The organism is Lysinibacillus sp. CTST325, assembly GCF_054665055.1.
Genome location: NZ_BAAFHO010000009.1, coordinates 130,399 through 142,490 on the forward strand (window position 1 = coordinate 130,399; position 12,092 = coordinate 142,490).

Genomic DNA, 12,092 nt, shown 5'->3' on the forward strand with positions numbered 1-12,092 from the left:
CTCAGTAAGCCATGGAGTAGCCTAGGAGTACACCTTTTCTGTATCAATTATTACCTTATTGCAGTGTATCATAATTACATAAAGATTAAAATATCAACTATCTATATGAGAGTTATGTGCATTTTTCGAGCCTTTCCCTTAATAAATCAAGAGAAAAACCTCCTATTCCACCACAAAGAAATCCAACCTTCATTTAAGTTTTATGGAATAATTGACCTAAAATTGGCTAGCATTTTCATATAATAATGCGGATTTTTTAATATTATATCTATATAATAACATAAAAATATGGAACCAGTCTTGTTTTTGCACCAGCTCCACTACATATAAATATATACCGAATTTTCTTAGTGTTATTTTAAAATTATTTCTTTTATTATTCTAACCAAAAAGATCAAATCTCATCCTATTTTTCGACAGGGCTTTTTATTTTCCAACCATCTATTTTGAAACCACCCATTTGATTAAATACATGGTTTACTAACTGTTCATATACCTCCACCATTTTTTGTTTGTCCACTTCTAATAATGCTTTTAAAAACATTTCTTTAAATATTGAATCTGGAAAAACATTTTTTAGATATTTTTTAATATATGTTGGATCTATAAGATAAGAATGTACTTGATAGTATGGAATGCTTTCTAACCTTAGAAACTGACAGTACTCAGAAAATAAATTAGCTAATGAATTAAAATACACAAAGGGGAAATCCACTCTTTGTTGTTCAAAACAATCCTTTAAATTATCTAGTGAATCCCATAATGAATATTTTTTAATTTCTAAAACAGTTTTATTTAATTCATCATATTCATTGTTTAGCCAATGTTGCGCTTCGATTTTTAATTCATTAAGTATTCCCGTTTTATCAAATAAAATCTTTCCTGTAATGAATTGAACCATGGACATTGTTCTATGGATTTGAAAATCTTGTTGAAAGTATTTGCGAATTTGTTTTGGTGGATTAGCGAAATATTCTATAAGAAAACCATTCATAATCCTATTCCCTCTCTCTCGCCAATCAACATCATCAGATAAAATAATATGTACATCTATATCAGAACGCTTTGAAGGATCTCCCGTTATATAGCTCCCACATACGAGTGCCCCTACAACATCATTTCGGTTCTTCCAATCTTTTAAAAACTCTTCAAGTGCCATTTTCCATTCTTCCATAAAACTATCATCACCTTTCTTAAAAATCGAACTTTGGAATATCCCATATATTCAATATTTATCAAAAAAATCCTTTAAATTTGTAAACGAAAAAAACACAGCATTATTAGCTGTGTTAAATTATAAAATATTATCTTTTATATTGATGTTCCCTTTGATTATAAGGAAAAATATTCGTCGATTTCAGGATCTTTTGTTCAATTAGATGATTATCTCAATGGTCTCTAAAATGATGCCGTTATTCTAATTAGAACACCCGTCTAACCTTTATTTTTTTTTAGCAGTTGCTCCATTTTATGATCAGCACGTAGTAAGACTTGCTTTATTTGTTTAATCTCATTTTCTCTTTGAATCATCTGCTTATACTTATTTTGAAATAATATTTTAAGCTGTTGAACGTTTTGGATTTCCGCTTCCGTCAATTCATCATTTTCATCCGTATTTTGCGACCATTCAAAAAGCAATTTAATTTCTTGAAGTGAAAAACCACATTGCTTTAGTTTAAGAATTGCACTAATGATTTCAATATGCTCCTCGTTATACTCACGATGTTTGTTTTTTATTTCCGGATGTAATAAACCCATTTTTTCGTAATAACGGATCGTATCTTTACTAAGATCCGTACATGTAGCAAATTCACCAATTTTTATGATCATCACCTACTACACTATAAATTTATATACCAATAAAAGCAGTATACAATGGAATATGAAGCGAACGATATGGTGACTATATCTTAACTGTTTATTTGTTAATAGCCCTTCCGCAACTGTTAATACATGTAACAGAACGAATTCAAGGATTAGTAACATCAGTATTAGAGCTTTGTTTGGTAAAAATATCGTTACAAGAATACTAATAGATAAAACCACAAATAAGAATGTTCGTACTTGAAACCCATTCTCTTTCCATTGTTGCAAGCCTGCAATCCCTGTTAATAATGAGTATAACCCTATCAATACATAAACAATAATATCCATTTACATCACAACATTCTTTTAATACTTTCACTTTAAAAGATGGAGTTAACTCCATGTCAACAGATTTAAAATCGAAAGAGCCACAATCAGTCTTTTGGAACTACTACTTATCTTTAGTACAAGAAATGTAATGCTGTTTGCTAAAAGCCAATTACAACTATGGATAGAATACTATTTTACTTAATACTATTTTACTTATTTAAAAATATCAGCTAAATAGTTTTGAACAGACTCTGGTAATAGTTGAAAAAACAATCCCTCATATTTGATATCGAGTATACCCGCAATGAAAATAATAATAATGATGAATAGTAAAAGAGGTTTCTTATTTTTAGAAATCCACTTCAATAGGCTCCCCTCCTCTGAAAAAATAACATTATAGTTTGCAAATTAAGTATATATGGATTTTTATAATATATAAACCTGTCCTTTTGATCATAAAATCATTCTTTGTCACCCAAATTGGAGATGTTACATAAATTAAAATGCTGCTACTTATTATAAAGTAGGTTTTCTTTTAGTAATTGAATTCAAATCAATTCCTTTGGGTAAACAATATTCAAACAGAGCTTTTGTCTCATCAAATTGAAATTTAATAAAGAAAGGAATAGCAATGGTAAACTTTAAATCATTTCGTGGGGTCGTTACTCAAATTAGTGATTTTCCGATCGGGCAAAATGGCGAAAAGGAAGGTTGTTATAAACTTATGACGGTAGAAGATAGTACTCAGGGCATCGTCAATTTTGTCGTCTCACCTTCTACTTATTTTGTAAACCAAGAAATTGTAACAATCGGTGATCAGATTACTGGATATTATGATGGGAATGCACCTGTTCCTTTGATATATCCGCCTCAATATCGAGCCCTCGTTGTCGTAAAGGAAAATAGCTTTCAAAATGTCAAAGTGGACTTTTTTAATAGCCAATTAGTGAGTAGTGATGGCCAATTACAACTAAATCTTTCTGCTTATACACTTATCTTGCTCAAAAATGGGCAGCCTTTTTCAAAAAGCCCGGCAAATCGAAACCTAATTGTTATCTATGGCCCTACTACAAGAAGTATTCCTGCACAAACTACACCGTATACAATAATTGTTTGGTGTTAACCAAACATAATAGAAAATATTTCCCAGGAAAGGGTTCGATCTTCCGCGTAACGCTCTCTACTAACTATATTATTATGTTTCCACATCTGTACAACATTACACATAAAAATTGACCAACAGTGCATTATATGCAAAACAACAAAAGGAATAAAATTAAGCGGCTTAAGTCCTTTAAATTATAGGGCTTAAACCGCTTAAAGCATTATTTTTATTTCTTCTATCTACTGTTTGCCTTGCATATCGTGTAATTGTCGCTTGATCTGCTCTAAGTATTCTTTATTTTGTTGGACTGTATCCAAATGCTCACCATATTGCTTTGCATTCATAAATGCATTTTCTGCATGTTCGATTTGATTGAAAGCATGCTCAATCGCAATCTCCTCCGGATGTGACTTTGCATGCTTCAATAAACGCTCTGCCTTTTGGACAGAGTTCCCAAACAAAGTGCTTGGATGATCCTGTTTCCAGCTCATATCTGAGTGCTTAGCCAATTTTGCCTCTTCCCTTCCTGCCAATTTGATAAATAATCTAGATATAGTATTGGAAAATGAGCAGAAAATATGTACGGAAAAGTTAGTGAATATCTATGTAATCTAATGAATGACCTCCCATTTTTTAGTGTATTATTATATTAATAACCACAATGAAGCCTTAATTTTTATTACTTCTGCGTGTTCAGGACAAGCTTCATATTTGAAAGGGGATAATCTCATTGGAAATGAGTAGGATTCAAAAAGTCGGACAAATCGGAATCCCAGTTAAAGAATTAAATCGAGCAATACATTTTTATAAAGAAAAACTAGGGCTTTCACTTTTATTTAATACTGACAGCATGGCATTCTTTGATTGCAATGGATTACGTCTTTTGTTAAGCCTGCCAGAAAAAGACGAATTTATTTATTCAAGTTCAATTATTTATTTTCAAGTTGAAAATATGAGCAAGACATATGAGGATTTAGTAAATAAAAATGTTACGTTTATCGACGAACCACATGTAGTAGCAAAAATCGGACAAACCGAAACATGGATGGTATTTTTTAAAGATACAGAAGATAATACTCATGCATTCATGAGCGAAGTACAAGTTTAAGAAAACAGGTGACCGTCTAAAATGGTCGGTCTCCTTTATATCAGCCTCTTAATACTTCACTTTCTGGAGTTGATCGAGTTATTCGTGATACGAGTTCCTCAAGTACATTTCCTCTAAAGCTTATCTACTCCACATTTTCTTTAGCCATCTTCTTATTGTCAGTATGGATGCTTTTCATTCCTTCAAAAAATGGATACTCTATACTTAAATATCTTTCTAACTCTCCATTATCATGAGGAAGCTTCTCTAAGTAATACTTCGAATCGTTTATTCTTTTTTGAATTTCCTGTTGATTTTGTGTTGTCGAACCGTGTCCAGGTATATGGGTCGTTATATGATGATCCAGCAAAATATTTTCAGCTTTATTGACCGTAGTTACATAATCTTTATAGTTGCTAAAAATGAACGGGAACTCAACATCTGACAAATAATCGCCGGAAAGAAACAGACCACCAGGCTCAATAATTGTAAATAAACCATCATTCGTATGACCAGGTGCTTGATAAAATGTCATGGTAAGTGAATCTAATTCTAATTTATGTCCATCCTCTGAAACAACAATATCTACAGTTGGATATACAGGTGAATAGCTTCTATTCACATAATATCCTTGGTCGAATTGTTTAATTTTTTGAATGCTGTCTTCTTTGTTAGGATTTTCATCAAATTGTTTAGATGCAATTACCTTAGCTTCTGGGAATGCCCCAGACCCAATAATGTGATCAAAATCGCTATGTGTGTAAATAATATATAGTTGTTTATCACCTTTAATCTTGTTGATATAGCTCTTAATTTCTTCAATTTCAGTAGATAACCAATTTGGATCTGTCATAATTACTGCTTTATTAGTTTCAATGATTGCCGAGGTAGTCATATATAATGCGCTTTGAAAAACCGTAATATTTTCTTTTTGGAATTGAATCACCATGAACCATCCTTTTCCCTTTATTTTTTGTTTGCTAATGAGCTTGTTTGTTGAACAAGTACTTTTATTTTTGTATTCGCTCTACTCCATAGTTCGGGCAACATTTATAAAATCCTTCTTTTGGAAAAAAGTATGCGAAATCAATTTGAATTTCACATACTCTTAGTTTTATCTATTGATACAAGTATTCATGAAAAACGGATCTATATGATACTATTCTCCATGACTAGTTTAAATGTAGAGAGACATTCCTTTGTTACATACATCTATCGAATCAATCAATCTCACCTATAATTCAGGTGAAAATCTTTCATTTCAATTAAGGAGAGTAAACATGAACAACAATAAAGACAACACAGAAGTCATCTTACTTTCTGACCCAACCGAATGCTTGATGCATCCGTTTTATAATAAACAAATCGTTTTTACAGGGGCCCTTTCCACGATGACACGTTCAGAAGCTGCGAAAAGAGTACGAGCTTGTGGAGGAATTATGCAGGGGGCTGTTACACAGGATACAGATTTCCTTATTCTTGGGGACAAACGTCGCGGTATAAGTACGAAACAATTAAAAGCCGAGAAATTGATTAACCTCGGCCAAGACATTCAAATTATTATTGAGGATGATTTTATGTGGCTCATTTCAATGTAAAAAGAATATCTACCGTCATCTTTCAAATCCATCTCATCAAAAAGGTATGTAAAACAACTATGTTCACATACCTTTTCGCCTATTTTATTACTTCAAACTAATAATAATAAATTCTAAATGATGTTAATTTGAAAGCTCATAATTCCATAAGAACTAGAACAGTTAACTAGATGAAGTTTAAAAAATAACACAGCTTAGTTTACTACACAATCAATCTCTAATATAGAACATATCTTATAATATCCTAGCAAAAGGAGGTGATAAAATGGTACAAATTCTTGATTACCAAGCAACTGAACCTCTAAGTACGTTTAACCCAGAAACTGCTTTTCCAATTCCACAGGCACCATTTAAAGTTCTTTTAGCTTCGATTCAAATAAACATCCCAGGCACCGCTTCAAGAAATAATAACGTTGAGCTACTTGCAAGCATCGGCGTGGCGGGAGTTACTGATATTTCCCAAATTGTATTTAGAGTCTTCCGTAACGGGAAAGAAATCTATAATACTCAAGATGGAGTAGAATCAGCTGGTTCAGAACAAAATTACGTCTTTACATTCCAAGCTATAGATTTCAATTTGATAGCTGGCGCTAACTTCTATCAGGTTTTTGCTGAGAATATTACACCCAACACACAAGCAAACATTGTTGGACCCATTTCTTTTAGTGGCCTAGCTATAAAAAGTTAACAATAATAGCTCTTACTATGCATCTTGATTATGTTTATGCCCCGTGCAAATTTTTGGCATACATGATCGATTTTTTTAAGAGTGTTCATCATGAATTAAGATGCATGTTTTATATAAGGATTTTTAAAAATAAGCTGTATAGAAGTTATTAAAAATCAAACTTTCTATACAGCTTATTTTTTCATTTATATTATACTCCCCTAATATATAAGATTTTCATCTCTATAAAGAAGGCTATTTTATCACTTATGAGAAATTGTTAACAGTGGGCTCGTCGCCTTCAAAAGCGATATTTTGGACAAAACCCGCTTCCCGAAAAAAATGGTCGGTTAAGTTTCGGAAGCCATAGCCTGTATTCTTGCTAATAAATGATTCATCCTTCACCTCCTCAAGCCGAACGCTTTCCCTCCCCGCTAACCTAAATAGCACTCGGTTTTTATCGATTGGCAACATCTTATTTTTATGCTCGAAAGCTTTCTGCATATTTTAATGCAAGCTGCGTTCGGGAAGTTACTTGAAATTTTCGATACAAATTTTGCAAATGCTTCTTTACTGTATTTTCACTGACATATAAATAACTAGCTATTTCTGCATTTTTTAATCCCTCGCCAGAAAAAAGAAGCATCAAAGAAATTCAGTTATTCTTTAATATTCCTTCTTCAAATAACTATGTGCTTACTTATGATACGGTTCTCCGTAACTAGTCTAAGTGCGGTTTTAACTAGTAACCTACTTTACATGGAAACGGTCAACACTCTGTTTCAATTCATCCGCCAGCCCATAAAGCATAGCTGCAAAACTGGCTACCTCTTGCATGGCTGCAAGTTGTTCTTCTGATGAAGCGGCGATGTAAGCGGAGTCGGCTGAAGATGAATCTGCGATACCCTCCAGCACTGTTAGTGAAGCCGCAACTAACTCACTTCCTGATGACAGTTGTTCCGAAGCAGCAGATACTTCGTCAATCTGATCGGACACTTTCTGAATCGACTCCACGATTGAACTAAATGTTTGCCCTGCCTTTTTCGCAATGTGTGTACCTGCCTGGGCTTCTGTCATTGATTTATCCAAAGAAACCACTGTTTTACTCGTGTGATCGCTGATGCCTTGGAGTATGTCAGTTATTTTCTCCGAAGAGATTTTGGACCGTTCAGCGAGTATACGAATTTCTTGAGCCACAACGGCAAAACCTTTACCATGCTCACCTGCTCGCGATGCCTCAATCGATGCGTTAAGTGCAAGTAAATTGGTCTGATTAGCAATGCTACCTATTAATGTAACCATTTCACTAACTTGATCGCTTAATTTCTTCAGTCCATGGATTGCTTCGACCGATGTTTTCAAGTTTTGTTCAATTGTGCTCATTTGAGCAACTGTTGTTTCTATATCCTTCATTCCTGCATTTGCGCTATCTGCTGTAACCGAAGCCAATTCTGAGACGACGGAGGATGCATCTACGATTCTATGAATACCCATTCCCATTTCCTTCATTGATTGTTGACACTCATTAGTATGACGAAGTTGTTCATCGAGCCCAACAGCAATGTTTTGAATGGCACCTGTGATTTCTTGTGTAGCTGCTTCGGTCTGGGCAGCGCTTTCTTGTAATTGAGAAGAAGATACAGCAACTTCATTCGAAGAATTTTGTATGTTATGGGTCAATACCCGAAGTCCGCTAATCATCTGATTAAATGAACTTGCAGCCTTACCAATCTCATTATGGTTCAGTACAGGAATTTCAACGGTTAAATTGCCTTTCGAAGCATGTTCAGACACTTCAGCTAAACGTGCAAGCGGGCGCAACATTTTACGAAGAATGAATACGACCAACCCGATTAACATAAGTACAAAAAAAATACCAACCGTGATATTCGTCCATAAAATCCGTTGAAGTTCCTTTTTAACAATCCCGTAATCGAAATCGACACCAAACAACGCAACTGGTTTTCCGCTTCCGTCATTAATCGGCGCTAAATACGAGATGAAAGTTCCACCTTCATCAGTGTAAACATCAGTTAATGTGCTACCGTTTCTCATTGCATCTTCGTAACTTTTAAGAAATTCCGAATCTATTTCATATAACGTACCTAACTCTTCAGCATATTCAACTGGATCCCGACCATATTCTGAGTTATATAAGTATTCTTTGCCATCCTTCTTGATAATGTCCGGTGTTAATAAATAGACATCCACTACCATATGATTGGAGTTCATAGAATTCAAAATATTGGGGAGTTCCTCGAATGGTTTTCCCTCCAATGGTTGATGCTCAAGAATTGTCTTCGTTGCTTCGGCAACAAGAGGTTCATTTTGTTGAGTTATGGATTTGAATACTTTTCCATATTCATCAAATTGGCGAAAGTACGCCCCACGTTGATCGCGTATGGACAGGAAAATCATTAATCCGATAACGATAATTATGAGGGCGGAGAGAAATAACGAGCTCGTAAATACTAAACTTCTAGATTTTGCTTTTTTAGAGCGCTTAGTTGTCCTCCTGGTATTTAATAATTTTTTTCTTCCAATCAAGGGAAAACCCATTTTCATTACACCTTCTATTTTAGCTTTTATCTATAATAATACACATAGCTGCGATTAGATCCCCGCTTCACGCAAATATGGTAATCCTTCTTATTGTGGTGGAGGGCTTAATATTCATAGTAATACACTGTTTCAAATCAACCAGTTATACATAAGTTATACATAAATTATACAATTATAAAATATTTGGAGCAAAGTTTATTTTAGTTCTCCCTTCATCCCTCGTATGTTCATCAAAGTTAACAGCAAAGGTATTGAGCTATATTAGAAAATTATTTAAATTTTCTTTACTTGAATTTTCGCTGTCAGGAAAGAGCTAGGGTTTTCTATAACAATTTCAGTCGGATAAAATTTAATAATAATTGAGGATGTATTTTCATAATCTCTATGTGTCATAGCATTATACATAGAGATTATGAAAATAAAAACAGCCCAACTAATCTCTTAGCCAGACTGTCATTTCACAGTTTTTTTCAACTTTATTAACAATTAATCGTAAGTAAAGTAGATACCTCACTTACTTATGATACGGTTCACCTTTCATAATCCTAAAACTTCTATAAATCTGCTCTACCAAAACAAGCTTCATTAGCTGATGCGGTAATGTCATTTTTCCAAAGGATTGTTGCTCATCAGCACGTTTCAACACATCATCGTGTAAACCAAGGGAGCCACCGATGACGAATGCGATTTTACTTTTGCCGTAGGTCATGAGGGATTCAAGATCTGCCGCCATTTGCTCAGAGGTTTTCATTTTGCCGTTAATGGCTAAGGCGATAACGTATGTATCTGGGCTGATTTTAGATAGAATACGTTCACCCTCTTTTTTCTTTACAATTTCCATCTCTGCTTCGCTTAGCTGCTCGGGTGCTTTTTCATCTGGTACTTCGATTAAATCCATTTTTGCGTAGCCACCGAGACGTTTTACGTATTCATCTATTCCCATTTTTAAGTACTTTTCTTTTAGTTTTCCGACTGATACAATCGTTATATTCACACGTTATCCACCTTTACATTTCATTTACAAACAAATTATCCACAAAAGTTATCAACATATCCACAAGTGATTCCTATATCTTGTGTAAAGTTATTTACTTGATACAAGATATTCTGCAGGTCGTTCACAGTAGCTACATTTTGTGGATAACTTTTTATCCCCTTCGATTTTATCCATAATTGGGAACTCTTTTTGCTCAGCCACAAACATGTCTAAAGCGTGTTCTATATGGTTTTCACAGCTGTATTTTTCCATTTTTGCACCTCTTCTTATTTTCCGAAATTTCCACAAACTTATTCACAATTCGGTCTATGTTATCCACAATCTATTGTAACAAAGGTCAGGCGAGTATGGAAGAATAGGCTTTCTACCACCACTCGCAATGTATATGTTATTATTCACAATTTTCTAGTTATCCACAATATTTTTTAAATCATTCTTAATAATTCAGTGAACATTGTGGCTGAATTTCAACTCAGGGGTTACTCGTTCTCACTACTCTTCAAGATTGAGCAAAACAGACTTATGTATGACACCTTAATATCATTGACTCAACAACATGAAAAAAATCAGTGGAGATTATAGTATCCCCACTGATTTTTAATTTACAATGAATCGCTATTTGTTAATGTTAGTGATAGATCCAATAATTTACCTTGGCGATATACTTTCATCGTCAATTTATCACCAATTTTTTTGTTAATATATAAATGCTTGCGCAAATCGATTGATGTTTCGATTTTTTCGCCATCCATTTCAACTATTACATCGTATTGTTGAATGCCTGCTTTTGAAGCTGGAGAGTTAGGCACAACATTCTCAATAACAACACCTTTTGTCACATCATTTGGCAGTTTTAAATTTTGTTGATAGAGTGACGGAATATCCGTTAAGTCTGCTAATATTTTAATACCCATTGTTGGGCGTTTCATTTCACCATTTTTCTCTAATTCCTCGATAATAGGAATTGCTGAGTTAATCGGAATGGAAAAGCCTAAACCCTCAACAGAAGATTGTGCAATTTTCATGGAGTTGATACCGACTAATTCACCAGCAAGGTTAACAAGTGCACCACCACTATTACCAGGGTTAATGGCTGCGTCTGTTTGTAATACTTCTTGCTGCCAATCTATATTGCCATCATTGTTTATGTCAACTGGTACAGAACGATCCTTACCAGAAACAACACCTGTAGTAACAGAGCCATAGAATTCTAAGCCAAGTGGGTTACCAATTGCGATTACTGTTTCACCTTGTTTTAATACATCTGAGTTACCAAATGTCGCTACTGTCTTAACATCTTTAGAGCTAATTGAAATGACCGCTAAGTCTGTCCAAACATCGCGACCAACTAATTGTGCTACTTCTTTCGTTCCATCTGGCATTGTTACTTCTAACTGTTTTGCACCTTCAATAACATGGTTATTTGTAACGATAAAGGCTTTATCACCTTGAACTTTGTAAATAACACCTGAGCCACTCCCTGTAGCCTCTTCTGATGTGGTTGTTGGATTCCAGAATCCTCCACTTCTCACTTCTTGAATATTTGTAATCCCTACGACGGCCCCTGAAGCCTTATCAACCGCTTTCGTAACATCAGTTGTCACTTCTGTTGCAACTTGATTAATGGTTGTTTCATTTTTATTGCCATTACCTGCGCTACTTGTTGTTGTACCAGGCATTTGATTGACAAGGCCAGGCATCATGAGCCAAACGAGTAAAGCGCCTATGATGACGCCGATAAAACCGGTAAATAAATAACCACCTTTACCTCCGCCACCGCCTTTCTTTTTATGACGCTTCTCTTGCGTTTCTCGCTCCTCTTGTTCGAGTCGCTCCTGAAGAGGTGACTTCTGTATTTCATCATTTTTTACAAAATCATTGTTTTTATCATCATCTTGAAAATAGCCCATTTTCCTCATCCTTTCCTTTATTAGTATTTG

General features: G+C 34.4%; 15 protein-coding genes and 1 pseudogene. 4 read left to right on the top strand and 12 right to left on the bottom strand.

Features of this window, described 5'->3' with window-relative positions; genetic code table 11:
- Nucleotides 1–406: 406 nt before the first annotated feature.
- The 4 genes from ACYQ73_RS18945 to ACYQ73_RS18960 all read right to left on the bottom strand — a co-directional run bounded on the left by ACYQ73_RS18945 (nucleotide 407) and on the right by ACYQ73_RS18960 (nucleotide 2,502).
- Complete coding sequence (locus ACYQ73_RS18945; RefSeq protein WP_460013883.1) at nucleotides 407–1,174, bottom strand: nucleotidyltransferase domain-containing protein; 768 nt, start codon at nucleotides 1,172–1,174, stop codon at nucleotides 407–409.
- A gap of 260 nt (nucleotides 1,175–1,434) precedes the next feature.
- Complete coding sequence (locus ACYQ73_RS18950; protein ID WP_460013931.1) at nucleotides 1,435–1,830, bottom strand: MerR family transcriptional regulator; 396 nt, start codon at nucleotides 1,828–1,830, stop codon at nucleotides 1,435–1,437.
- 6 nt (nucleotides 1,831–1,836) lie between these two features.
- On the bottom strand, nucleotides 1,837–2,154 hold the full coding sequence (locus ACYQ73_RS18955; protein ID WP_460013884.1) for a hypothetical protein: 318 nt from the start codon (nucleotides 2,152–2,154) through the stop codon (nucleotides 1,837–1,839).
- A gap of 195 nt (nucleotides 2,155–2,349) precedes the next feature.
- The gene (locus ACYQ73_RS18960) at nucleotides 2,350–2,502 is read right to left on the bottom strand and encodes a hypothetical protein (RefSeq protein ID WP_460013885.1); all 153 of its coding nucleotides are present in this window, start codon (nucleotides 2,500–2,502) and stop codon (nucleotides 2,350–2,352) included.
- A 265-nt stretch (nucleotides 2,503–2,767) separates the two neighbouring features.
- Between ACYQ73_RS18960 and ACYQ73_RS18965 the strand changes: the two genes are divergently transcribed.
- Entirely contained in the window at nucleotides 2,768–3,259 is a 492-nt protein-coding gene (locus tag ACYQ73_RS18965; protein WP_460013886.1) for a hypothetical protein, read from the top strand.
- A 221-nt stretch (nucleotides 3,260–3,480) separates the two neighbouring features.
- On the opposite strand, the gene ACYQ73_RS18970 is transcribed toward ACYQ73_RS18965, so the two are convergent.
- Nucleotides 3,481–3,750, bottom strand: a complete 270-nt coding sequence (locus ACYQ73_RS18970; protein WP_460013887.1) for a hypothetical protein — start codon at nucleotides 3,748–3,750, stop codon at nucleotides 3,481–3,483.
- Nucleotides 3,751–3,971: 221 nt separating this feature from the next.
- Here ACYQ73_RS18970 and ACYQ73_RS18975 point away from each other — a divergent pair, with 221 nt between their 5' ends.
- Complete coding sequence (locus ACYQ73_RS18975) at nucleotides 3,972–4,349, top strand: VOC family protein (protein WP_460013888.1); 378 nt, start codon at nucleotides 3,972–3,974, stop codon at nucleotides 4,347–4,349.
- A 124-nt stretch (nucleotides 4,350–4,473) separates the two neighbouring features.
- Here the strand turns inward: ACYQ73_RS18975 and ACYQ73_RS18980 are convergent, their stop codons facing one another.
- The gene (locus tag ACYQ73_RS18980) at nucleotides 4,474–5,277 is read right to left on the bottom strand and encodes an MBL fold metallo-hydrolase (RefSeq protein ID WP_460013889.1); all 804 of its coding nucleotides are present in this window, start codon (nucleotides 5,275–5,277) and stop codon (nucleotides 4,474–4,476) included.
- A 331-nt stretch (nucleotides 5,278–5,608) separates the two neighbouring features.
- Between ACYQ73_RS18980 and ACYQ73_RS18985 the strand changes: the two genes are divergently transcribed.
- Nucleotides 5,609–5,926 carry a BRCT domain-containing protein gene (locus ACYQ73_RS18985; RefSeq protein ID WP_460013890.1) on the top strand — a complete coding sequence of 106 codons (318 nt, stop codon included), beginning with the start codon at nucleotides 5,609–5,611 and terminating at the stop codon, nucleotides 5,924–5,926.
- A gap of 265 nt (nucleotides 5,927–6,191) precedes the next feature.
- Nucleotides 6,192–6,614, top strand: coding sequence for an exosporium protein C (locus ACYQ73_RS18990; RefSeq protein WP_460013891.1), 423 nt, complete (start codon nucleotides 6,192–6,194; stop codon nucleotides 6,612–6,614).
- 261 nt (nucleotides 6,615–6,875) lie between these two features.
- Here ACYQ73_RS18990 and ACYQ73_RS18995 read toward each other — a convergent pair.
- The 6 genes and pseudogenes from ACYQ73_RS18995 to ACYQ73_RS19020 form a co-directional block, all read right to left on the bottom strand.
- Nucleotides 6,876–7,034, bottom strand: a pseudogene (locus ACYQ73_RS18995) (LysR family transcriptional regulator); the annotation flags it as partial.
- A gap of 40 nt (nucleotides 7,035–7,074) precedes the next feature.
- The gene (locus ACYQ73_RS19000; RefSeq protein ID WP_460013892.1) at nucleotides 7,075–7,239 is read right to left on the bottom strand and encodes a response regulator transcription factor; all 165 of its coding nucleotides are present in this window, start codon (nucleotides 7,237–7,239) and stop codon (nucleotides 7,075–7,077) included.
- Nucleotides 7,240–7,343: 104 nt separating this feature from the next.
- Entirely contained in the window at nucleotides 7,344–9,158 is a 1,815-nt protein-coding gene (locus ACYQ73_RS19005; protein ID WP_460013893.1) for a methyl-accepting chemotaxis protein, read from the bottom strand.
- A 511-nt stretch (nucleotides 9,159–9,669) separates the two neighbouring features.
- Nucleotides 9,670–10,149 (bottom strand): 23S rRNA (pseudouridine(1915)-N(3))-methyltransferase RlmH, encoded by a 480-nt coding sequence (gene rlmH, locus ACYQ73_RS19010; RefSeq protein ID WP_460013894.1) that lies wholly within the window; start codon nucleotides 10,147–10,149, stop codon nucleotides 9,670–9,672.
- Nucleotides 10,150–10,239: 90 nt separating this feature from the next.
- A complete protein-coding gene (locus tag ACYQ73_RS19015) occupies nucleotides 10,240–10,404 on the bottom strand; it encodes a CxxH/CxxC protein (protein ID WP_460013895.1) in 165 nt (54 codons plus the stop codon).
- Nucleotides 10,405–10,754: 350 nt separating this feature from the next.
- Nucleotides 10,755–12,062 carry a S1C family serine protease gene (locus ACYQ73_RS19020; RefSeq protein WP_460013896.1) on the bottom strand — a complete coding sequence of 436 codons (1,308 nt, stop codon included), beginning with the start codon at nucleotides 12,060–12,062 and terminating at the stop codon, nucleotides 10,755–10,757.
- Nucleotides 12,063–12,092 lie beyond the last annotated feature (30 nt).